The organism is uncultured Tessaracoccus sp., from assembly GCF_947286155.1.
Classification (GTDB): domain Bacteria; phylum Actinomycetota; class Actinomycetes; order Propionibacteriales; family Propionibacteriaceae; genus Arachnia.
Genome location: NZ_CAMYPD010000011.1, coordinates 1 through 23,801, shown reverse-complemented (window position 1 = coordinate 23,801; position 23,801 = coordinate 1). Strand labels below are relative to the sequence as shown.

At 63.7% G+C, this 23,801-nt stretch carries 18 protein-coding genes; 11 read left to right on the top strand and 7 right to left on the bottom strand.

The window, feature by feature from the left end:
- The first annotated feature begins 206 nt into the window (after positions 1–206).
- The gene (locus tag Q0X68_RS04350; RefSeq protein WP_297748094.1) at positions 207–848 is read left to right on the top strand and encodes a DUF1707 domain-containing protein; all 642 of its coding nucleotides are present in this window, start codon (positions 207–209) and stop codon (positions 846–848) included.
- Between the two features lie 31 nt (positions 849–879).
- Here the strand turns inward: Q0X68_RS04350 and Q0X68_RS04345 are convergent, their stop codons facing one another.
- From Q0X68_RS04345 to Q0X68_RS04315, 7 genes are all read right to left on the bottom strand, one after another.
- The gene (locus Q0X68_RS04345) at positions 880–2,079 is read right to left on the bottom strand and encodes a helix-turn-helix domain-containing protein (RefSeq protein ID WP_297748090.1); all 1,200 of its coding nucleotides are present in this window, start codon (positions 2,077–2,079) and stop codon (positions 880–882) included.
- A gap of 192 nt (positions 2,080–2,271) precedes the next feature.
- Positions 2,272–3,174 (bottom strand): ROK family protein, encoded by a 903-nt coding sequence (locus Q0X68_RS04340; RefSeq protein ID WP_297748087.1) that lies wholly within the window; start codon positions 3,172–3,174, stop codon positions 2,272–2,274.
- 26 nt (positions 3,175–3,200) lie between these two features.
- Positions 3,201–4,316, bottom strand: coding sequence for an ROK family protein (locus Q0X68_RS04335; RefSeq protein WP_297748084.1), 1,116 nt, complete (start codon positions 4,314–4,316; stop codon positions 3,201–3,203).
- 176 nt (positions 4,317–4,492) lie between these two features.
- Positions 4,493–5,788 carry a hypothetical protein gene (locus Q0X68_RS04330; protein WP_297748082.1) on the bottom strand — a complete coding sequence of 432 codons (1,296 nt, stop codon included), beginning with the start codon at positions 5,786–5,788 and terminating at the stop codon, positions 4,493–4,495.
- Positions 5,789–6,086: 298 nt separating this feature from the next.
- The gene (locus Q0X68_RS04325) at positions 6,087–7,019 is read right to left on the bottom strand and encodes a carbohydrate ABC transporter permease (RefSeq protein WP_297748080.1); all 933 of its coding nucleotides are present in this window, start codon (positions 7,017–7,019) and stop codon (positions 6,087–6,089) included.
- Positions 7,020–7,021: 2 nt separating this feature from the next.
- On the bottom strand, positions 7,022–7,984 hold the full coding sequence (locus Q0X68_RS04320) for a carbohydrate ABC transporter permease (RefSeq protein WP_297748077.1): 963 nt from the start codon (positions 7,982–7,984) through the stop codon (positions 7,022–7,024).
- Positions 7,985–8,054: 70 nt separating this feature from the next.
- On the bottom strand, positions 8,055–9,359 hold the full coding sequence (locus Q0X68_RS04315) for a sugar ABC transporter substrate-binding protein (RefSeq protein ID WP_297748074.1): 1,305 nt from the start codon (positions 9,357–9,359) through the stop codon (positions 8,055–8,057).
- Between the two features lie 195 nt (positions 9,360–9,554).
- Between Q0X68_RS04315 and Q0X68_RS04310 the strand changes: the two genes are divergently transcribed.
- The 10 genes from Q0X68_RS04310 (at position 9,555) to Q0X68_RS04265 (ending at position 23,592) form a co-directional block, all read left to right on the top strand.
- On the top strand, positions 9,555–11,171 hold the full coding sequence (locus tag Q0X68_RS04310; protein WP_297748071.1) for a beta-N-acetylhexosaminidase: 1,617 nt from the start codon (positions 9,555–9,557) through the stop codon (positions 11,169–11,171).
- A gap of 178 nt (positions 11,172–11,349) precedes the next feature.
- Positions 11,350–11,916: a TetR/AcrR family transcriptional regulator gene (locus Q0X68_RS04305; RefSeq protein ID WP_297748068.1), complete on the top strand. Its 567-nt coding sequence runs from the start codon at positions 11,350–11,352 to the stop codon at positions 11,914–11,916.
- Entirely contained in the window at positions 11,913–13,655 is a 1,743-nt protein-coding gene (locus Q0X68_RS04300; protein WP_297748065.1) for an ABC transporter ATP-binding protein, read from the top strand. Before Q0X68_RS04305 ends, Q0X68_RS04300 begins: the two co-directional genes overlap by 4 nt.
- Positions 13,652–15,604, top strand: a complete 1,953-nt coding sequence (locus Q0X68_RS04295) for an ABC transporter ATP-binding protein (RefSeq protein WP_297748063.1) — start codon at positions 13,652–13,654, stop codon at positions 15,602–15,604. The genes Q0X68_RS04300 and Q0X68_RS04295 overlap by 4 nt, the downstream gene beginning before the upstream one ends.
- 308 nt (positions 15,605–15,912) lie before the next feature.
- Entirely contained in the window at positions 15,913–17,205 is a 1,293-nt protein-coding gene (locus Q0X68_RS04290; protein ID WP_297748060.1) for a chromate transporter, read from the top strand.
- 39 nt (positions 17,206–17,244) lie between these two features.
- A complete protein-coding gene (locus tag Q0X68_RS04285) occupies positions 17,245–19,176 on the top strand; it encodes a S9 family peptidase (protein ID WP_297748057.1) in 1,932 nt (643 codons plus the stop codon).
- Positions 19,177–19,304: 128 nt separating this feature from the next.
- Positions 19,305–20,627 carry an ABC transporter permease gene (locus tag Q0X68_RS04280; RefSeq protein WP_297748054.1) on the top strand — a complete coding sequence of 441 codons (1,323 nt, stop codon included), beginning with the start codon at positions 19,305–19,307 and terminating at the stop codon, positions 20,625–20,627.
- Positions 20,624–21,844, top strand: coding sequence for an ABC transporter permease (locus Q0X68_RS04275; protein ID WP_297748051.1), 1,221 nt, complete (start codon positions 20,624–20,626; stop codon positions 21,842–21,844). Before Q0X68_RS04280 ends, Q0X68_RS04275 begins: the two co-directional genes overlap by 4 nt.
- Before the next feature lie 9 nt (positions 21,845–21,853).
- Entirely contained in the window at positions 21,854–22,486 is a 633-nt protein-coding gene (locus Q0X68_RS04270; protein ID WP_297748048.1) for an ABC transporter ATP-binding protein, read from the top strand.
- A gap of 455 nt (positions 22,487–22,941) precedes the next feature.
- Complete coding sequence (locus Q0X68_RS04265; protein WP_297748045.1) at positions 22,942–23,592, top strand: hypothetical protein; 651 nt, start codon at positions 22,942–22,944, stop codon at positions 23,590–23,592.
- Positions 23,593–23,801: the final 209 nt, after the last annotated feature.

The window sequence follows — 23,801 nt, the reverse complement described above, 5'->3', positions numbered from 1 at the left end:
CGGACCCGAGTTGGGTGTTGGTTTGGCATCGTTACCTCATCCGTTCGGCAGCTCGCAGCGTCGCGAGCTGAAATCGTTTACGTTGTAGACTAGCGGCACATCGGTTCACGCGAAGGCCCTCCGGAAATTGGTGCGAAGCCTTCGGAGCGCCGGCTGGTTTCCCAGCTCGGCCGCCCTTGAGCAGTCGCATTCGATACGCTTGCGACATGTCCGAGAATCACCCGGCTCGTCGCATCCGTATCGGCGACGCCGACCGCGACGCCGCGCTCAACGTGCTGCAGGAAGCGCACGCCGCGGGAAGGCTCGATCTGGCCGAGTTTGAAGAGCGGCAGGAACGAGCGCTGGAGGCGAAGTACCGCGTCGAGCTGGACGACCTCATTGACGACCTACCCGAGGGTAGAGCGCTCATCGCGCAGGCCGACGGTGCGCCCGCCAGCGCTCCTGCCGTCGGAGCGGGGGGCAGCCACGTGCCGACGCGCGTCGGGGAGGACCGCCCGTTTCACCTAGCGCTGCTGAGCGGCCGCGATATCGTGCTGGAACCCGGATCACCCGGGATGCGCACCTTTGCGTTTTGGGGCGGGGACGATATTTATCTGCGCGACTGCATGGGGCCAGGCGCCGTCGTGACGCTCGATGTGTCCGCGATCATGGGCGGCCACGACATCTACATTCCGCCGGGCGTGCGCGTCGTCGACGAGTGCGTGGCCATCATGGCCGGCAACGACGTCGATAAGGCAGCCATGGGCGATGGCTCAAACGGCACGCTGATCTTGCGTGGCTTCCAGTTTTGGGCCGGCTGCGACGTGCACCTCGACCCGCAAACGGTGCAGCACCCGCGCCAGTACTGACCTACCCGGGCGCCGCTGCTGGGCGGCAGCCCTATCCGGCCTGCTCCGCCCAGAGCTTGTGCACCTGCTCTGCCGAGAACTCCTGCGCGCCCGCATCGGGCGAGATCAGCAGATTGAATATCTTCTGCCACGCCATGAACGCAGAGCCCGCAGCGACGCCAAACTCGTCGGTCCCAGAGTCGACGACGTTGGCCGGGTGCCCAGTCTCTTGCTCGACGGCTTCCTTCACCACAGGCAGCACCGTGTCGCGCAGCGGCGAGAGCGCGCCGCCCACCACCACGACCGCTGGGTCCATCAATGCAGCCGCGCACCCGATCTTCGGCGCCGCCTCTGCGAGATAGGCCTGCACCGCCGATAGCGCATCACCATCTCCGGCAACGGCCTGCTCGATCAATACAGAGGCCTGATTATCGGCCTGCTCAACCGGGAGTTGGGGCTTGCCCAGGCTATAGGTAGCCGACGGGATACCCCGCTCATATACGTGTCCGGCTCGTCCGCGAGCACCCACGTAGACGCCGTGCTCCGTCACGGCGCAGAGCTTCGGCGTGCGGTCGAAGTGCACATACAGCATGGCGTGGCCACGGGATTCCATATCTACCCGCTGTGCCGCAAACGCCGCAGCGTGACCGTCACACACCTCGATGATGTCGTCATGTGAGCCCCGAGCGCGGAGTTCATCACGCACTGCGCTGATCTGTTCGTCTACCTTCGACGCGGCATCGCTTCCAGGCGTACGGTGCTGGTCGTCGTCGAGAGAAACACCCACCGCCCAGACGGGCCCGTTCCCCTCCCGCAGCACTTCGTCGAGGAGACGGCGGCTGATTGCTCGGTAGTCATCGTCGACGTGCTCATCCACGGGAATCTCAGCGCGCCCCAGCTCGGTGCCGAGCATGTCGATGCTCACAATGCGCGACGTGTGCGCGTCGAAATCGATGCCGAGCACGCAACCTTGGGGGCGCACGAGCGAAAACAGCTGCGGGGGCCTGCCTCGACGACGTTCCTGGCTGCCTGCTGCTGCCACCCAGCCCTTGGCCTCGAGCCCCCGCAAGAGATGCCCCAACGACGCAGGCGTCAGCCCCGTCAGCTCAGCCAGTTCCGCGATCCGTAGCGGTTCGTCCTGGTTGCGCATCACGTCGAGGACGAGCTGCTCATTCCAGAAACGAATCGACTTCGGATCGGCACTCCTGGAAACACCCCCGACGATTCCGTCCTTCATCGTTTCACCACCCATCTGTCGAAATGTACGTATGTCGACATCCAGCCTAGCCAACAGGCGGTAGAGCGCATGCCTCGGGATGATTTTGCTACGTTCTGCCGCTTCAACCCGAGTGTAAGTGTAATCGTTTGCTGTACGAGATTCCGCAGCGCCCACTTGGATCAAGATACAAGTGCTGGGCGTCACCGGAATTCGTGCCGAGATCCCCTACATTGGCTCCCTCGTAAGGAGAGCCGCACCAACCGCTGCCGCAGGCAGTCCACTCGGGAGGAGCAATGTACGAGAGTCCAGCGCAAGCGATTGTAGGAATGCTGACTGCGTAGACCACCGCTGAAATACTTCCAGCAGTGGTTGTTGGAGGCGCTCCCCGAGGTTGCTCAGGCCGCCCCCGATTACCACCGACTCCACGTCTGCCGTAAGGATCAACATCCGCACGGCGCTCGCAACAGCTTCGACGAAGTTGGTTCTCACCACCAAGGCACGTTCGTCACCAGCATCCGCGCACTTGAAGAGGTCAAGAGCGGGATACGGCTGCGTCGTAGGCCACAGGCGCGTAAGCGCCGAGCCTGACGCATAGGTCTCGTGGCAGCCGCGCTGGCCACAGGCGCACACGGGGCCGTCGGCATTGAGGGGGATGTGACCAACCTCTCCAGCACCACCCCTAGCGCCACGCCAGATAGCGCCGTTGACCACAATTCCTGCCGCCATGCCCGTACCGAGGTTGAGATAGGCGGTGGATTGCCCAAGACCAAGTAGATGAGTGGCACCGAACGCTGCGGCATTCACGTCGTTATCGATAACCACATCGACATCAAACTCCGTGGCCATGATCTGCCCCAAGGCGAGATCCTCCACTCCTAGATTGACCGCATGCCTCACGCGGCCATCGACGCGGTCAATAACGCCTGGAATACCAATGCCCATGCGGTGAACGTGAACTTCATCGCCTTGCAGAGCTTGGAGCAGCTCCTTCACGGTGTTGTTGACACCATCTACGACGTTCGCGTTTCCCTTCGTCGTGGCGCTACGTGTGCGGCGAATAATGGACAGATCGTCGTCGACTGCCACCGCCTCAATGCTGGTCCCACCGATGTCAATACCGATACGCACCTGTCACTTCCTTCGAGTACAGCGCTTCAGGAGATGCCGAGTTCATTGCTGAGCACCAGCGCGGCAGCGCCTTGCAGAACCAGATCGCCAGGGTTTGTGGCCAAGTCCACCTGGAGCTGCCCAGTGACCGCAGGCAATGTGCGCCGCTCGACCGTTGATCGCATCTCCTCGCGCAAGGCGTCTGCCATGAACTCGGCTGGGCCTGCGAGGGTGACTGCACTGATGCCTAGCGCGGCGATGATGGGGGTGAGCGCTGCGCCAAGAGAGCGTCCGGCTTTGCGCAGCAAGCGTTGCTGCTGTTCCACATTGGCTGCACTCAGCTGCTTACCCAAGTTCGAGACACTCAGCAGCGTTTCCAAACAGCCACGACGGCCGCAGCTGCACAGTGCTCCTTCCTCATCCATCACGACGTGTCCAATCTCACCCGCGGTGAACGCGTCGCCCTGCACGAGGGCTCCGTCGATGATCAGCCCAGCACCAACTCCCTTACCGATGAGCACGAGCATCATGTTCTTGCCGCCGCCCTCATGGAACGTATGAATGGCCAGCGTGGCAGCATTGGCGTCATTGGCGACGTGCGTGGGCACGCCGAGCGAATGAGAGAAGGGCTCAGCGAGAGCTTGATTCACCCATCCCAGGTTCGGCGCTTCAAGGATGACACCGTCGCGGTTGACCACGCCCGGAGACCCGATCCCGACGCCGAGCACAGGAACCTTGGACGCTTGCTTCAGGTCCCTCGCCACGCCAAGCGCGACGTTGGCTGCATCTTCACCCATCTGGCCCCGGAGCGCCGCCTCGTGACGCTCGAGAATTTCGCCCCGAAGGTTCAGTAGCGCCCCGGTTACTCGGTGATCGTCCGAGAGATTGAGTGAGATGACGTGCCGAGCATTGTCGTCGAGCGCGATCAGGGTGGGGGGTTTCCCTACCGTTGACCGGGCACGAGTACCGAGGTCGAGCAGCAGACCCTCGGAATCCAGCTCGGCGACAAGGTCTGACACGGACATCCTCGTCAGACCGGATACCCGAGAGAGGTCAGCCCTGCTCATCTCGCCGTCGTGAAAGAGATGCTGAAGCAGTAACGCGCGATTGTTCTGCCTACTGTCCGTCGGCGACGCTTTCTCCGTGACCCGAAGCTGGTTCATGCACTCTCCACATAGTTGTCTTGGGCGAACTGATACTCGCCGTGCTGAATGCTGCGAGAAATCAGTTGGCTGCAATTCATGGTTCAATCATGCGGGCAGCACACACCCTGCGGCTGCCACGCAGCACCGCCTGGTGCGGTACTGCGGGCAGCTGCCTGCCCAGGGGCAACAGGATGTCAAACTCCGCTGGCAGGAAGGCCGGGGCCGCGCGAACCGCCCCCGACTTTCTGCTCAGGCTCCTTCTTGTCCGGACCTGGCGTCTTGCCCGTCGGATTCGATCCTGCGTCTGTTGTTCCGGGGTGGCCATCCTCCGGTGTTGTCGACTCCGAACCGTCCCCATCGGACGTTCCAGGGCCTTGTTCCGAACCGCCGTCGCCGCTCTCACCGTTGTCGCATGTGCCTGGCTCCGACGGCGCAGCGTCAGCCGGGTGGCTCTGCGTCAGCTGGAAGGGGTTGTATCCCGTGAGTGCTAGGAGGTACCACGCAGTAGCGCCCGTGTGAAGGCTCGCGTAGTAGAGATCCCCAAACCCAGTATCGAGCCCGTCGCTGGACGCAGCAACGATGCCCTTCCCATCGCCGTTAGGGGCCTCACGCTGAGCTCGTTCTACGCTGCGGAGGATCGATTCCGTGTACTCACGATCACGATCAGCGTGGCGAAGCGCCAGCGCCAACTGTCCCGATCCTTCGAACCAGACCTTGGAGACATCGGCGTTACTGAACGCCGGGCCCTCGTAGGTGCCGTCTTGAGCGTGCAGGTTGTCTACCGTCCATTGCAGTGCCGGGAGGTACCCGTCATCGAGTGCGGTGAGGTAGCTCCAGCTCTGCGGATCTTCCGGAACAGGGTAGTAGTTCGTGGAGACGCCGTCGGGGTTCGTCCCAGTCCACAGATGCCCGTGTTCAGACACCATGGCCTTCATGAAGTCAGAAGCGGTGGCAGCCCGCTCTTCCCACTTGGCGTCGCCGGTGGCTTCGGCGAGTTGCCCAAAGAAGGCGGCGACGTCGATGTTGTGTTCCGTGGCTTTGAAGGTGAAGGACACGGCGTCGGCATTCTGACCGCCCGTGTAGCCATGAGGCGCGCGTTCACGATCGGCTGCGTTCTTCTCGATCCATTTGGCCGAGCGGAGCGCCGCATCCAAGTACTTCTGCTCGCCAGTGGCCTTGTACAGATGCGTCAGCGCCATGCCCACCCAGGCTTGGTTGCCGGTGAACGACGCAGATGATCCGATCTCAACGACGCCAGCCTGGAGGCTGTCCGGCTGATACGAAGACCTCGTGCGTCCGTCAGCGTACGGGTCTTCGTTTTGGACGTGGACAAGCGCGTCACCAAGGGCTGACGCTCGCTCAATGTCTTGAGGAAGGCCTCGGGCGAGGTATGCCATGATGATGAGCGCATCATCGTACAGGAACGACGACACGAATCCGCCTGGAAGAGTGTCGAAGAAGCCGCCCTGGTAGCTGCGGGCAAGACGCATCTCAGATCCCGTGCCGTACGTGTCTACACGTTCGTCGAGGAACTCATACGCAAGTTCGGCTGACCGTTTGAAGTCGACTGTGTCGTCAGAGCCCGTATACCACCCGTTGGTTGCAGGCGTTGGTTCACATGTCGTTGCTTGAGCGGTGCTGATGCTGCCGCACACCGCCAATGCGGCTGCAACGGATGCTGCTACAAGCCCTCGCAGCCGCGATAGACGTCGTGCTTGACCAGGTTCGCGCGTGGGTGCGCCAAGCAAATTATCCATTCTTACTCTCTCTTCTTCGAGGATGTACCATCTAACCCTTGACTGCTCCGGCGGACATACCAGAAACAAGGTTGCGCTGAATAATCATGAAGAACACGACGACAGGCAAGGAGAAGAGGGTTGCTCCCGCCATCTGACCGCCGTAGTCTGTGCCAATTTGCCCACCGGATGCCGTCGTGAACGATGCCAACCACACGGGCAATGTGTATTGAGACTGATCCTTCATGAAAGTGTAGGCGACGATGTAGTCATTCCACGCTGCAATGAAGGCAAACACACTGCTCGCAATGATGCCTGGCATCACCAGTGGGAACAGAATTCGGGTAAGCACCTTCCAGGTCGATGCTCCGTCGACGCGCGCTGCTTCATCGAGCTCAATAGGAATCGCAAGGAAAAACCCCCGCATAACCCAAATTGAGAATGGGAGCACGCCGGCTACATAGGCGAAAATCAAGCCCCAGTACGTTCCCAACAAGTTGAGTTCGTTGAAGATCAGGAACTGCGGAATGAGCAGCGCAGCTCCCGGCAACATCTGCACAACAAGCAGCAGAATCAACACCGGACGGCGTGCGCGAAACCGGAATCGGGAGAGCGCGGCTGCAGCAAAAAGCCCCAAGACGATAGAGAACACCACTGCCCCCGCAACGACGATGACAGAGTTACGTAGGTTCTGGACGAACCCGGCCTGCGTCACAGCCCGAACGAAATTCTCAAGCGTGGGTTCGCTGGGGAGGAAGCGAGGCGTCGACGAAAGCATCTCGGACTGTGGTTTAAACGCCGTATTGATCATCCAATACACCGGGAAGACCCAGACGATGCAGAAGATGATGGCGATGAGCGTACTGACCCAAGGAAACTTGCGGAGGCGCCTCGCCCTTAGCTGCCGCTTCTGCGTAGCAGTCAGTGTGTCAGACTGCGGAGGAAGTGCGCCGCCGCGTGGTGCGTCTTGTGTCGTCGTAGTCACGGTCAGAGGTCCTCTCCAGAACGAATGAGGTCGCGGATGTACAAGGCGCTGAGTACCAGCAGGATCAACGTGGAAGCGACGGCGATGGCCGAGCCAGCCCCCAGCTGCACGTTGCCAGAGAACGCGGTGATGTAGGTGAACACGCCCAGGGTGCTCGTCGCACCATCGGGACCACCGGCAGACACCAGCCAGATCTGGTTGAACACGTTGAAGTCCCAGATGATGGAAAGCATGGTCACCAGCATGAAAGTCGGCTTCATGGCCGGAAGTACCACCATGCGATAGACAGCAAATTCGCTCGCGCCATCGATGCGTGCTGCTTCTTTTCGGTCAAGCGGCACTTGCGTCTCCGCAGCGTAGAGCGTCAACGCGATAAAAGGCACCGCCTGCCACACCACCAGCAGCCAAATGCACACCCACGCCAGCACCGGGTCGGCTGCCCAGTTCTTGCTAGTGAGATCACCAAACAGCCCGGTTTGCGTGAGGATCCAGTTCACCACACCGTATTGCGGCTGGAATAGCCACTTCCAGATCAACGATGACGCCACGTTGGGCATTGCCCAGGCGAGAATCAACGAGACGGTGACGACGTATCGCATCACCGACGTGAGTCGCGTCATGAGATGTGACATGAACGCACCGATCACAACGCTGCCTATCACGAGGCTCGCGGTGAAGATCACTGTGCGCAGAAGCGCAAGCCAGAATTCGCCCTCGCTCAGCAGTTTGGCGTACTGCTCAAACCCGACGTTGTTGTAGGTGCCGGTAAAGAGACTGCGTTGGTTGTAGTCGGTGGTGGACAGACCCACCAGGAACACGATGGGCGCGAGCGTGACGAAAATGAGCACGATCCCTGCGGGTGAAAGCAGCAGCAGGGGTGCCAGCCACGGCCGTTCATGCGGGGAGCCTGATTTGCGCGGCCGGGTCACATTCAGCGTTGATGCGGTTCTGGACAAAGCGGCCATGAAGCTCGCCTTTCGAGTCGGGTTGAGGGTGGGCGCCGACTACCAATGTTGTCGGCGCCCACCGGCATGATCACTGTTCGTTGAGCGTCTTGTCGGCGGCGGCGTCGAACGCTTCAGCCGCGCCCTTGACGTCCTTCGAACCAGAAGCAATGGCCTGGAACATGGTCTCGAGCTCCTTATTGCTCTCGATGGTGGTCCAGTTCGGGTTCGGAGGGGTGGCCTTCGAGTTGAGTGCCGCAGCGAAGAATCCACGCTTGACTTCGCTCAGCGTCGAATCAGCCTTCTCAACGCCCTCCTTGCTGTTCGGAATCCAGCCGTCTACTCCGTAGACGAAGTCCGACTGCACTTCAGGGCTGGCTGCGATCTTGACCCACTGGAGAGCCAGGCCAGCATTCTTCGACTTGGCAGGGATCGCCCAGTTCGACCCACCAAGCATCACCGGCTGGGTCTTACCCGACTTGCCAGGCATCGGGAAGGTGCCGAGATCCTCTTCCTTGAGCTCAGGGTTCAGCCTGAGGATGCCCGCCGAGTTGGTGTTGAGAATCGCAGAAGTCTTGCCGTCCGCGAAGATCTGGTTGTGGTCAGGGTCCAGCGTGTTCAGAGTCTGAGAAGCAGGGGACGAGTAGGCGTTCTGGAAGGCCTTGAAGTCTTCGAGGCCCTTCAACCCTGCCTCGCTGCCGAAGCCCGACTTCCAGGTGTCGCCTTCCTGAGTTGCGATCTCGCCGCCGGCATCCCACAAGAACTGCAGGCCAGCGAACCAGTACTGACCGGGCAGGTAGAACGCGGAGAAGTCTGGAGTGGACTTATTGGCTTCCTTCACCTTGTCCAGTGCCGCAGTGAGTTCATCGTACGTGGTGGGCACCTCGGTGACGCCGGCCTCCTCCCACATCTTCTTGTTGTAGATCACCGCACGCGCACCGGCGAAGCCGGGAACCGCGTACAGCTTGCCGTCGATGGTGGCAGGATCGACGAGACCGTCCAGCCAAGTCTGACCTTGCGCGAGATCGTCCTTGCTCTCCGTCAGGTCGAGGAGTCCGCCGTTGGCCGCGTAGGAAGCGACCTGCGTGTTACCGATGTCGAGCACGTCAGGCGGGGTATCCGTGGCGAGCGACGTCGAGATCTTAGTGTTAATGCCGTCCCAGGTCTGCACCTGGAGATCGACCTTGGCCTTGGTTTCTTCGGTGAAGCGCTTGTTGATCTCACCGAGGGTTTCATCGGTGTAGTCGCCCTCCATCACCCACACGGTGATGGTTTTACCTTCGCCATTGGTGTCGGCCGAAGGCTTAGCTTCGGTTCCTCCCCCACCCGAGCATGCGGTGAACAGGAGGGTGGCAGCCAACCCGACCGCGCCGAGAGCAGTTTTCTTGATAGCCACGTTTCTCTCCTTCGTTGAGAAGACATTCTTGCGGATATGAGTTTCGCGGGATGCGAAGCCCGAGGCGAAGCGTCACACCGATGTGGGCGTCGTTGCCTAGGACAATTATTAGTAAATGAGTCTTGCAAACAAATGTCAAGTAGGGTCTACTGGTAGTTATCCAACTGTTACCTCGCGCACTTCCCAGGAGGGCTCATGACATCCGTCGTTCCTCGTGTACGCCACCTCGAGAAGGGATCTGGCGAATTCAGGTTGTCTGCAACAACACGCATCGCCACGAGTGATGCACTCTCCTCCGCGGCTCGGCTGCTGCAGGCGAGTCTGGTGCAGGCCACGCAACTGCCGGTTGGGTTTGGTGATGATGGGCAGATCCAGCTGCGTGTCGACGATTCCCTCCCGCGTGAGGGCTACCGCGTCGAAGTGACCCCCGAACGAGTACACATCGCGGCAGCGACCGAGGTTGGGGCCACATGGGCCGTCCAGACACTACTACAGCTTCTCCCCCCTAACATCTACCGCAAGGCACCGCTGCGGAACACCCGTTGGGCCATCCCCGCCGTCACGATCGAAGACGAACCAAAGTACCCGTGGCGAGGCGCGCTACTCGACGTCGTTCGTCATTTCCTTCCGGTCAGGGAGGTGCTGCGATTCATCGACCTCTTGGCCATCCATCGCCTCAACGTGTTGCACCTTCACCTCACGGACGATCAGGGATGGCGGATCGAGATTCTCCGCTACCCACGCCTCACCGAGGTAGGCAGTTGGCGGCGAGAGTCTCAGGTTGGGGCGGGGGAGAACGCGAGCCACGACGGCCGCCCGCATGGCGGCTTCTATACACAAGACGACATCCGTGAGATCGTCGCCTACGCCGCAGCGCGAGGAATCACCGTCGTTCCGGAGATCGAGCTCCCAGGTCACGCCCAAGCGGCGATCGCCGCCTACCCCGAACTCGGCGTGGTCGATGAACCACTCGAGCCGTGGACCAATTGGGGCATCAACGTCAACGTCTTCAACGTGGAGGAAAGCACAATCGAGTTCCTCTGCAACGTGTTCGACGAAGTGGTGGAGCTGTTCCCGTCTGAGTACATCCACGTCGGCGGCGACGAGTGCCCGAAGGAGCAGTGGGAAGCCGACCCTCGCACCCAGGAACGTATGCAGGAGCTCGGCGTCGCCGACGAGCACGCGCTGCAGAGTTGGTTCATTTCGCGAATCAGTGAACACCTCGCCTCGCATGGCCGGAAACTGCTCGGCTGGGACGAGATCTTGGAGGGAGGGCTCGCCAAGGATGCGACGGTGCTCTCGTGGCGCGGGTGGGCTGGCGCGATCGCCGCTGCCCGCGCGGGCAACGACGTCATCGCCTGCCCCGAGGACACCGTCTACCTCGACTACCGTCAGTCGGACGACCCCAGGGAACCGATCCCCGTGGCGACCGTCACCACCGTCGCCGACGTGTACGGGTTCAGCCCCGTGCCACCCGGCATCAGCGACGAAGAAGCGCGCCATGTGCTCGGCGGGCAGGGCAACATGTGGACCGAGCACACGGACTCCCCGCGCAGCATCGACTACCAGGTCTTCCCCCGCTTGTGCGCGCTGGCGGAAGCGCTGTGGGCCCCGGACCTCAGGGACCTCGACGATTTCGAAGCACGCCTTACCCACCATCTGGAGCGCTTGGACGCGTTGGGCGTCGAGTACCGTCGCAGTGACGGACCACGCCCCTGGCAGCTGCGGCCAGGCATTCCTGGACGCCCGGAAGACAAGGAAACAGCCGCAGCGAACGTGCAGGCGCTCACGGCGAACATCGCTGTGGAATAAGCCAGTCAGAGCCTGAAGTTCCGGCGCCCCCACTTCGGGGGTGATCCGCGACTCAATGCCCTCGGTGCGCCCAAAGGGCTCAGGCTCGCCACGCCGCTTGCTATTGCAGGGATAGGCCCACACTTGGCATGTGAGTGAGCGCTCACTATGATGATGGGTTGTGACACGAGCCCCAAGGATGACCCGCGACGAACGCCGCGCGAGCATCGTCGAAGCTACTGCCCCGCTGCTGGAGCTGTATGGCCAGCAACTCACGACGAAACAGATCGCCGAGGCAGCTGGCGTCGCGGAAGGCACCATCTTCCGTGCCTTCGACTCGCTGCAGGAAGTGATCGAGGCGACGGTGACTGCGTCGCTCTCCCCCGAACGCCTCGACGCCATCGTCGCCGACACCACGTTCCCTGGCACGCTCGCCGGGGATGTCGAAGGCGCGTTCGAGGCCGCCAGCCGTTACTTCGACGTGGTGCGCTCGGCCTTCCTGATCGGGCACAACAGCCCTAGCCACGACGCGAATGCACGCTGCGCGCGCGACCTCCTCCAGGAGCGCGACGCCCAGCTCGCGGCACTGTTGACGGAACGCTTGGCAACCCACGCCGACGAACTCACCGTCGCGCCGTCTGAGTGCGCCCAACTTGTGTTGGCCCTGGCCGTAGGCGAGCGCCGACGCCACGCCGCCGGCCCCGACCCCCTCAGCCGCGAGGTGCTCGTCGGCACCATCGTGCACGGAGTGAGGAAACCCGCATGATCAAACACCTCGGACGTCTCATCAACGTCTACATCCGCCCGTACTGGGGGCTGCTGGCGCTCGTCGTCGGGCTCCAGGTGATCGCCACCGCCATGAACCTGTACCTGCCGACGCTGAACGCGCGCATCATCGACGAGGGCGTCGTCGTGGGCGACACCGGTTACATCTGGCGCACGGGCGGCGTGATGCTGGCGCTGTCAGCCATTCAAGCCGCCGCGCAGATTGGCGCCGCGTGGGCCGCGTCGCGCACGTCGATGGGGTTCGGGCGCGACGTGCGGGCCGCAGTGTTCGACCGCGCGCTCGGCTTCTCTACGAAGGAGCTCGACAAGTTCGGCGCCCCCAGCCTCATCACCCGGTCCACCAACGACGTGCAGCAGGTGCAGATGCTCGTGCACATGACCTGCGTGATGCTCATCAGCGCACCCATCATGATGGCGGGCGGCGTCATCATGGCAGTGCGCGAAGACTTCGGGCTGACCTGGATCATCCTGGTGGCGGTCGTCATCTTGGGCTCGGGCATCGTCGTGCTCATCACGTTCATGGGCCCGCTGTTCAAGCGCATGCAAGAGCGCATTGACAACCTCAACCGCATCCTGCGCGAGCAGATCACCGGCGTGCGCGTGGTGCGGGCCTTCGTGCGCGAAGAGCGCGAGTCTCGACGCTTCGACGGCGCCAACGACGACCTCACCACCACGACGCTGCACGTCGGGCGCCTGATGGTGTTCATGTTCCCGTTCGTGGGCGTGGTGATGAACCTCTCGACGGTGGGCGTGATGTGGTTTGGTGCGCACCGCATCAGCTCCGGGGACCTTCAGATCGGCCAGCTCACCGCGTTCATTTCCTACCTCATGCAGATCCTCATTTCTGTGATGATGACGACGATGCTGCTGGTGCTCGCGCCCCGCGCGGGTGTGTGCGCCGACCGCATCATGGAGGTGCTGCGCACCGAGTCGTCCGTCGAGGAGCCGGAGCACCCCGCCCAGGCGCCCACCGAGCGCGGCGTCGTGCACTTCGACGATGTCAGCTTCGCCTACCCCGGCGCCGACGCACCCGTGCTGAAGCACCTCACGTTCACTGCCGAACCGGGCCAGACCACCGCTATCATCGGCTCCACCGGGTCGGGCAAATCCACCCTCGTGAACCTCATCCCCCGCCTGTTCGACGTGACCGGCGGGCGGGTGCTCGTCGACGGTGTGGACGTCCGCGACTACCACGACGAAGACCTCTGGGCGCGCATCGGGCTCGTGCCGCAGCGACCGTACCTGTTCAGCGGCACCGTGGCCAGCAACCTCCGATACGGTCAGCCGGATGCGTCGGAGGACGACATGTGGCGGGCGCTGGAGATCGCCCAGGCGAGGGACTTCGTCGAGGCCAAGGATGGCGGGCTCGAATCCGAGATCGCGCAGGGTGGCACCAACGTCTCGGGTGGGCAGCGGCAGCGCCTCGCCATCGCCCGCGCGCTGGTGAAACAGCCCAGCATCTACGTCTTCGACGACTCATTCTCCGCCCTCGACGTGGCCACCGACGCCCGGCTCCGCGCCGCGCTCGCCCCTACCACACGCGACGCGACGGTGATCGTCGTCGCCCAGCGTGTGTCCACCATCCAGCACGCCCACCAGATCATCGTCCTCGACGAGGGCGAGATCGTCGGCCGAGGAACCCACGACGAACTGCTGGCCAACAGCGAAACGTACCGGGAGATCGTCGAATCGCAGCTCAGCGCCGAGGAGGCAGCATGAGTAAGAAGGTCGTCGCGAACGAACGCCCCAAGGATGCCCCGAACACGACGAACGGGGGTCCGCACGGGGGTGGCACCGGGGAGAAGGCCGCGAACTTCTCCGTCAGCGGCAAGCGCCTCGTCGGGGAAATGCGGCCAGAACGCATCAAGATGGTGCTGGCCATCGTGCTCTGCGCGGTGGGCGTGGGGTTAAACGTGCTCGGCCCGAAGATTCTGGGCCAAGCCACAGACAAGCTGCTGGCAGGCATCGTCGGCGGTGGGATGCCGTCGAGTATCACGAAAGCCCAGGCCATCGCCGAGGCCACGAAACAAAACCCCAAGATGGCCGAGATGCTGCGCAACCTCGACTTCACGCCCGGCCAGGGCATCGATTTCGGGGCCATCGGTTCGATTTTGCTGCTCGTGCTGGGGCTGTACCTGGTGGCGTTCGCGTTTCAGCTGGTGCAGGGGTGGGTCCTCAACGGCGCCATCCAGCGCACCGTCTACCGGATGCGGGAGAAGGTGGCGGCGAAGATCGACCGCCTGCCGCTCAGCTACTTCGACGCGCAACCGCGCGGCGAGCTGCTCAGCCGTGTTACCAACGACATCGACAACGTGTCGCAGACCTTCCAACAGACGCTGCATCAGCTGATGAGCTCGCTGTTCACCGTCGTCGGAGTGCTGGCGATGATGTTCTGGATCTCACCGACGCTGGCCCTCGTCGCCCTGCTTGCCGTGCCGGTGGGCATGGTGGTCGTCGGGGTGATCGGCAAGCGCTCGCAGAAGCTGTTCAAGGAGACGTGGGCTGCCACCGGAACCCTCAATGCGCACATCGAGGAGGCCTACACCGGGCATGCGCTGGTGAAGGTGTTCGGGCGCAAGCGGGAGGTTGAAGAGGAGTTCGCGAAGCGCAACGAGCGCCTGTACCAGGCGAGCTTCGGTTCGCAGTTCGTCTCCGGGCTCATCATGCCCATCATGTTCCTCGTCGGGAACCTGAACTACGTGATCATCGCCGTACTCGGCGGGCTGCGGGTGGCGTCGGGCACCATGAACATCGGCGACGTGCAGGCGTTCATCCAGTACTCGCGCCAGTTCACGCAGCCGCTCACGCAGGTGGCGTCGATGGCGAACCTGCTGCAGTCGGGCGTCGCTTCGGCCGAGCGGGTGTTCGAGCTCCTCGACGCCGACGAGATGAGCGCTGAGCCTACTGGTTCGCTGCCTGAGACGGTGCGGGGGCGCGTCGAGTTCGAAGGCGTCGACTTCTCCTACAAGCCTGATCAGCGCCTCATTGAAGACCTGAACCTCGCCGTCGAACCGGGCCAGACCATCGCGATCGTCGGCCCCACCGGCGCGGGCAAGACCACGCTGGTGAACCTCATCATGCGCTTCTACGACCTGAACGCCGGGCGCATCACGCTCGACGGCGTCGACATCTCGCAGGTGCCCCGCCAGGAGGTGCGGCGCCAGGTGGGCATGGTGCTGCAGGACGCGTGGCTGTTCGGCGGCACGATCCGCGAGAACATCGCCTACGGCCGCGTTGGCGCCACGGAGGAGGACATCGTCGAGGCCGCGAAGGCTACGTTCGTCGACCGCTTCGTGCACTCTCTGCCCGACGGCTACGACACCGTGATCGACGAGGAGGGCAACAACGTCTCGGCCGGTGAGAAACAGCTCATCACCATCGCGCGGGCGTTCTTGTCGGAACCGTCGTTGCTCATCCTCGACGAGGCGACGAGCTCCGTCGACACCCGCACCGAGCTGCTCCTCCAGCAGGCGATGAACTCGCTGCGCACCGGGCGGACGTCGTTCGTGATCGCGCACCGGCTGTCCACCATCCGCGACGCGGATGTGATCCTCGTCATGGAGAACGGGCGCATCGTCGAGCAGGGTTCGCACGACGAGCTCCTCGAACGCCGCGGGCACTACTTCGACCTGTACCAGTCGCAGTTTGCGGCATCGATGGTTGAGTAGCGCCCGGAGGGCGCGTATCGAAACCATCCCCGCCCCCGACGGTTGAGCCGCCACCACAGGTGGCGAGTCGAAACCATCCAGCCCAGAAACTGCAAAACTCGCCAACAGTCGCAGCCCTCCCCGCTCACCCGAGTGTGAGGCACACAGCTGATGGCGAGTTTTGCAGTTTCCTCAGCCAATCGCGCGTCTCTATACGACGACTACGTCGCCTACTCGACGCTCGGTGAAGACAATCTGATGGTTGAGTAGCGGGCGAAGCCCGCGTATCGAAACCGGCCCCTACACTGGCCGAGGAAAGGAACGATGCAATGTCGGTGCGGAAGCTACTCTCTGCGACGCTCACTGTCGGCGCCCTCGGGTTCGGCGGCGGCGCGGCGCTCATCCCCATCATGGGGCGGGAGTTCGTGCAACGCCACAAGCTCGCCACCGACGACGCATTCACCGCGCACACCATCATCGCTAACGTCACGCCCGGCGCGCAGCCGGTGAAGATGTCGGCGATGGTTGGCACCCACGTCCGCCCCACATGGGCCCCGACAGCGGCCGCGCTCGCCGTCGCGCTCCCCGGGACGCTCGGGACGGTGCTGCTCCTCATGCTGTTTACCGCGCTCGGCGCGTCGGCGATCCGCGTCATCGAGTTCGCCGCGCTGGGTATCTCCGCGTTTATCACGGTGCTGCTCATTCACTACATCGGCAAGGTGTTGCGCACCTACCATCCGCTGGCGACGGTGATACTGGCGCTGCTGACGTTCGCCACCGTCGGTGGCAACCAGGCCGTGCGTGCGGCTGGGAATCTGCTGGGCACGGGCTGGACGTCCTCGCTCCCCCAGCTGAGCGCAGTGCAGGTGATCCTGCTCGCCCTCGTTGGTGTTGCCGTGCTCAGTTTCTTCCGACGGGGTCAGTCGCCCTCCGCGCCTGCCGAGCCCCCGCCCTCGTCCACCAGCCACACGCTGCGCGCAGCCGGGATGCTAGCCCTCGTCGCCCTCGTGGCGCTCGGGGTGGCGTTCCTCGTCGGTGCGGGACATGTGGTGTCGTTGGTCGGCCTCTCGACGCTCTCATCCTTCGGCGGCGGCGCTGCATATATCGGTGTCGCGGACGGTTTCTTCGTCTCAAGCGGCATCGTGCCCGCCTCGGAGTTCTACGGGCAGATGGTTCCGGTGGCCAACGCGCTGCCAGGGCCGGTGCTCATCAAGCTGGCGAGCGCCGTCGGTTACGGATTCGGGTACTCCCACGGCGGCGTCGGCATGGGAGTGCTGATCGCGACCTTGGGGTTCCTCGTCTCCGTATGTTCATGTTCCGCGCTGGCGCTGGCATTTCTCGCGGTGTACGAGAAGGCGTCGAATTCCCCCTTCGTGCGCCTGCTCGGCCCCGTGGTGTTGCCGGTGATCTGCGGCCTGCTGCTCATGACCATGACCTCCATGCTGAACGCGAGCGTCGACATCGCACACCACGCTGGCGTCTCCGGTGCAGGAACGGCGTGGGTTTCAATCGCCGGGGTCGTGCTGTTGTGGGTTGTGCAGCGCCGCTGGCATCCGCACGATCTCGTGCTCATCCTCGGCGCCGGCGGCGTGTCGTTGGCGACCATGCTGCTGCTCTCCTGAGCGGCGGCGCGTGCACTCGCCCTGCCCTAGCATGGCGGTATGCGCCCAGAGCAACTCGAAGACCTCGTTTCTCTCTCCGCCCCTACGCTCCACCCCGACGGCGCCTTCGCCGTCGTCGCAGTTTCCCACCCGAGTTTCGCCGTCGACGCCGAGGTAGGTCAGCTGTGGCGAGTCCCCCTCGACGGCGGCCGCCCGCGTCGCATCACCCGCGGATTCCGTGACACCGCGCCTAGGTTCTCCCCCGACGGCACCCTGCTGGCGTTCGTGCGTTCGCAGCCTGGCAAGCCCGGACAGCTGTTCATCGCCCCTGCCGACGGCGGCGAACCCATGCAGATAACCGACCAGAAGCTGGGCGTCGGCGCGTTCGAGTTCTCCGACGATTCCCGCCGCATCGTGTTCATCGCGAGGGTGCCGGAAGACGGCCGTTACGGAACCGTCGACGACATCGACGCCGCGCACGAATCGCCGCGCGCATTCAGCGATTTCCAGACCAGGCACAACGGCGTCGGCTGGTTCCGCGACCGCCCCGCACAGGTGTTCGTCGTCGACGTGCCCGACCCCGCCGCCGAACCCATCTTCGAACCAACTGGCCAGGGCAAGTTGCACGACGTCGACGTGCCCGCCCCGTTCCCCGAGACCACGCGCCTCACCGACGACGACATCGACTGGGCATCGCCCATCTTCGACGCCGACGGCTCGGTGCTCGCCAGCGCCAACCGCAAGGGCGACGACACCCTCGAGTGCGAGCTCTGGCGCCTGCGCGAGGGCGCGAAACCAGAATCGCTCACCGCTGGGCTGAGCCTGAGCGCGCGCGGGCCCCGTCGCTCCGGCGGCCGCCTCTTCTTCGTCGCCGGATCGGTGGGCGAAGGCGTCGACTTCGTCGGCCACCACGGCACCGTGTGGCTCGCGGGCGACGCGCCGCGCCAAGTCGTCGACATCACCGTGGGCGGCCCGCTCGTATCGCTCGGGGACGGGCGCGTCGTCGTGCCGGAGGTCTACCGCGGCACTGAGCGCGCGGTGATCGTCAGCGACGGCGATCACCAGTTCATCGAAGACCCGACGTGGGACGTCCAGGCGCTCGCCGCCGCGGGCGGGGTGATCGTCGCGACGGTCACCAGCGCCACGAGCACCGGCGAGCTGGCCGTGCTGCGCGACGGCCGCTGGCAGGTGCTCACCAACTTCGGCGCGGCACTGGCCGACGCCACTCTCCCGCACGCGGTCACCGCGCAGGCACCCGACGGGTACCCCGTCGAAGGATGGCTGCTCAAACCCACGGGCAGAGGCCCGCACCCGGTGCTGCTCATGATCCACGGCGGCCCGTACCACGGGTACACGCGCTCCTTCTTCGACGAGGCCCAGGTGGCCGTCGAGGCCGGATACGCCGTTGTCATGTGCAATCCGCGCGGGTCGTGGGGCTTCGGCACCGAGCACGGCCGAGCCATCAAGGGCGACATGGGAAACCTCGACGCCGCCGACGTGCTCGCCTTCCTCGAACACTGCCTGGCTGGCGACGACGCCCTCGACGGCGAGCGCCTCGGCATCATGGGCGGTTCCTACGGCGGCTATCTCACGGCGTGGATCATCGGCCACGATCACCGCTTCCGCGGCGCGATCGTCGATCGGGGTTTCCTCGATGTGCAGAGCTTCGTCGGCTCCAGTGACATCGGCTGGTTCTTCCCGCAGGAATACACGAGCTACGACAAGGCGGAGGCCGACCGCCAGTCGCCCATGACGTACGCATCTGAGGTGCGCACGCCGACGCTCGTGATCCACTCCGAGGACGACCTGCGCTGCCCGCTCCACCAGGGTCTGCAGTACCACGCGCTGCTGAAGCAGGCAGGGGTGGACGCGGAGATGCTGGTGTTCCCCGGAGAGAACCACGAGCTCACGCGCTCGGGCACGCCGTGGCATCGTCGGCAGCGCTTCGAGGCCGTGATGGCGTTCTGGGAGAAGCACCTCCCCGTCGCCTGATACCGCGCACGCCCGTTTACCGACGGGAACCCTTTCTGCAGCACGTTCGTTATCGAGCGTGGAACTTCAGAAAGGACACTTCCTTGTCATTTGTAGGACGAGCTTGGCGGTATGTGTGCCGGAAATGGGTGAAGTCGCTCATTGTGTTCGGCATTCTCGTGGCGATGATGACGGCACTGTTCACGACGAGTGCGATCAGCCGCTCAGCCGACCGAGTCAGCGACGACGTCGCCAAGCGCACCGGAGCCGGCTTCGTCATCCAGAACAACCCACAATTCAATATGGGCACCCCGCGTGGTGCCGGCACGGTGCAAGGGGGTGACATCAAGAACATCGCCGCGCTCGATGGGGTGAAATCCTACGTGGCACGCCAAAACGTCACAGCAGACCTCGTGAACGCCACGGTGCAGAAGCTTCCGCAGCAGGAATACGACGCTGAGAAGGAGAAACAGTTCGGCAACGCAGCCAATGTCTGGGGCGTCAACACCACGGAGCTGGACAACAACTTCCGCAGCGGAGCCCTCAAACTCGTCAGTGGGCGCCACCTGCAGCCCGATGACCACAACAAGGCGGTCATCCATGAGGAGCTCGCGAAGGCCAACGGCCTCAAGGTGGGCGACACGATCACGCTCAAGGCCAACCCCTACGACGTCGACAACCAAAAGAAGTCCACCGCGCAGGTCGACGCGGAGATCGTCGGCCTCGTCGCGGGGAAGAACACCCGCCCGGCCGCGCAGCGCAGCGAGCTGTTCGCCAACACCTTGTTCACCGACCTGGACACCACCCGGACACTCTACGGGTGGGACAAGAGCTCCGAGATCTACCAGGACGCCAACTTCTTCGTCGAACACCCCGACGAGCTTGAGCGCGTCGCGGAAGCCGCCAGCAAGCTCGACATCGATTGGCGAAACTACCAACTCGCGCCCACGACGCAGTATCTCGCCGGCATCACCGGCGCCGTCGACGGCGTGCGGGGCGTGATGGGCGGCACCACCGTCGCGACGTTCGTGCTGGCCGGTGCGCTCCTGTTGCTGGTGCTGTGCCTGTGGCTGAACGAGCGAAAGAAGGAGACGGGTGTGCTGTTCGCGGTCGGCACGCCGAAGGCAGGCGTGGTGGCGCAGTACCTCACCGAGCTGGTGTTCATTGCGGTCCCGGCCATGGTGGCGTCGTTCTTCCTGGCCCGCACGGTGGCGCAGGGAGTGGGCTCGTCGGTGCTGAGTTCGGTGAACGCGTCGGCGGAGCAGGGCTTCGCGCCAGGCCAGCAGGCGGGTGCGGATATGGAGTCGTCCACCGCCGTCCAGACCCTCGACGCCCTCAACGTGCAGGTGAGCCCTGATCTGCTGCTCGGCGTGGGCGCGATGAGCCTCGCGGTGCTCGTGCTGTGCGCGCTACTGGCGTCGGTGCCGATGCTGCGACGTCCCCCGCGCGCACTGCTGGTGGACATCTCGTGAGCGGCATCTCGGCCCCACGTCGGGCCTGGATTGCGACGGTGCGTCGCCCCGCCCGCAGCCTGGTGCTGCTGGCGATCATGACGTTGGTGTTCACCGCTTTGGTGGCGCAGTCTGGAGTGCGCACCACGATGAGCCAGTTGCGCAGCGCGATCGATGCGAGCGTCGGCGCAGGGTTCACCGCGACGGCACCCTCCGGCCAGCTGCCCGAGGACGACGCGCAGCGCCTGGCCGCACTGCCTGGCCTTCGCAAGCACGCGTTCGAGGCCGATGCCCTAGCGCGCCCCGACAAGGCCACGCCCGTGCAGGCCGCCGGGGCCGTGCAGCTCGACCCCGAGTTCGCCGGCGACGTGGGGCTCACGGGCACCACCGACTCGTCGCTCTACCCCGCATTCCAAGGCCGGCTGTTCACCCTGGCCGAGGGGCGGCACCTCGACGGCGGCCAGCCGGGAGCGCTCATCCACCGTGCCTTCGCTGAGCAGAATCATCTGCGCATGGGCTCGCCCCTGACGCTCACGCTCGACGGCAGGACGGTGACGGTTCCCGTCGCGGGAATCTTCGACGGCAAGGCAGAAAACCCGACGGGGTTGCCCTCGGGGGCGTCGGAGAACAAGGTGTTCCTCACACTCGCCGAGCTGCGCAAGCTCACCGGCGACGAGGCCCTCACCGTCGCGCGATTCGAGGCGAAGGCGGCGTCGGGGCTGAGCGACGTGCTCAACCAGGCGCGGCAGGGCGCGCCGGGGCTCACCATCGAAGACAATCGGGCACAGTTCCAGTCGGTGCTCACCTCCATCGAAGCAGTGGAGAAGGTGCTTGGGCTGTTGCTGCTCGTCGCGTGTGGGGTGAGCGTCGTCGTGCTCGGGCTGGTGTTGGTGTTCTGGGTGCGCGGACGTATCCGGGAGATCGGGGTGCTGCTCGCGATCGGCAACCCGAAATCCACCATCGCCGGGCAATTTTGCCTTGAGGTGGCGCTGCTGGCTGCCGCGTCGTCGGTGCTGGCGCTCGTGCTCGGCCAACTGCTGGGTGGCGCGTTGGCGTCGCGGGTGCTGGCGTCGTCGGGCGACCCTGCCCTCAGCGCACTCTCCCCGGCGTCGGGCAGCGTGCTGAGCGTGTTAGCGGCGCTCGACGTGGGCATGCTCGTCGTCACGGCGGCGCTCGCGGTGGCGCTCGCCCCCGTGCTGCGCCGATCCCCAAAATCCATTCTTTCTTCCATGAACTAGGAGCTATCCATGAGCGTATTGCAACTTGACAAGGTCAATTACACCTACCCGGGCAACAACGGCAAAGTGCTGACCGATGTGTCGCACAGCTTCGAGCGGGGCACATTCACGGCCATTGTGGGCTCGTCAGGCGCGGGCAAATCGACGCTGTTGAGCCTGCTCGCGGGCCTCGATACGCCGACCAAGGGTGCCGTGCTGTTCGAGGGCAAGGACATCGCCGAGACGGGGTACTCGAAGCACCGACGCAGCCAGATCTCGCTCGTGTTTCAGAACTACAACCTCATCGAGTATCTGACGCCGCTTGAGAACCTGCGCTTGGTTGACCGCCGGGCATCTGTGCAACAGCTGGAGGAGCTGGGGCTCAGCCAGGAGCAGGCGAAGCGAGGCGTGCTGCAGCTCTCTGGCGGTCAGCAGCAGCGTGTGGCGATCGGGCGGGCGCTGGTGTCGAAGGCGCCGGTGATTCTCGCCGACGAACCCACCGGCAACCTCGACGAGACCACCGCGGAGGAGGTCGTCGGGATTCTTCGCGACGCCGCCCGCGCCGGCAAGTGCGTGATCGTCGTCACTCACTCCAAGCAGCTCGCCGCCGAGGCCGACGAGGTGCTGGTGCTGAAGGGCCGGAAACTCACCCGGCAGCGCTGAGGGGCGTCCGGCTGTCGGGGGCGCACCAACCCGATGGGTGAGCCGCGCTCCGCCCACTCCCTCGATGGTTGAGCCGCGACGAAGTCGCGAGTCGAAACCATGTGCGCCGCATCAAAACTGCAAAACTCGCCATCAGCTGCGTGCCTCACGCTTGGCTGAGCGTGCAGAGGTGTGACTGATGGCGAGTTTTGCAGTTTTGGTCACGGCGTCTCGGTGGCGGCTCCGTCACCAAGCTCGATGATTGAGCCGCCACCGCAGGTGGCGTGTCGAAGTCATCACCTTCAGTGGCAGATTTGCGCCCAAACATGGACCACGATCTGCCACTGAAGCTTGCGTTCGCTCCGCGCGGTCGGGGCTGGTCAACGCACGATCAATCACCCACCTGTGGATAACTCCAGAAACTGCGACGAAGTGACCCCCACATCTGGTTCACTCAAAGCCCTGGAGGAACAATCATGGTCAAACAACGACGTCTTGGCTACACCATCGCCACCACACTGCTACTTGCGACGGTCACCGCCTGCCAACCCGCACAACCCCAGGCGCAAGAACAGCCAACACCCGCAGCACCCACATCCATCCGACGCGTCCCCACCCCCAGCCCAACCCCATCACCGACACCGTCCCCTTCCCCCACTGCCCACGAATCCTTCCCACCACCAGAACCAGGTGAGAGCAAAGAAATCCAAGCCATCAGAAAAGGCTGGGAAGAATACGAGAACCAGTTCTACATCACGGCAAAGAACCCTCACCAAATCGATGTCACCCCCTTGTCGAACACCGCCACAGGCCAGGCTCAGATTGACGTGCTAAATGCCATAGGCGAAATGCGCGACAGAGGCTGGATTCAAACGGGCCATGTCACCTATCGCGACGTGAAAATCACGGATCCTGTCACCGATGATTCAGGAGGTACGACGGCTGTGATCACCGTCTGCAAAGACCTCACAGCGTTACGTCTCCTGGAGTACTCCAGCAAACAACCTCCACAGCTGGAGGAAGGACAAGTCTGGCCAGAAATGATCTACGGCACCTATACGATGTATCGCCACCCCAACGGTCAGTGGGTCGTCTCAGACGAAGCCGGGGAGATGAAAGAATGCTGAAACCCCTCGCAGCGTTGCTCACGTACATGACGTTCCCCGCGTATGCAGATGGCGGATGAATCCGTGGGGAGGCTACTCCATTGAGGAAAAGCTGTGTCCACGAACCGGCCTCCGAGCGCCAGAACACCACCATCCTCACTGTATCGAGCCGCACCAATCACCCACCTGTGGATAACTCCAGAAACTGCGACGAAGTGACCCCCACATCT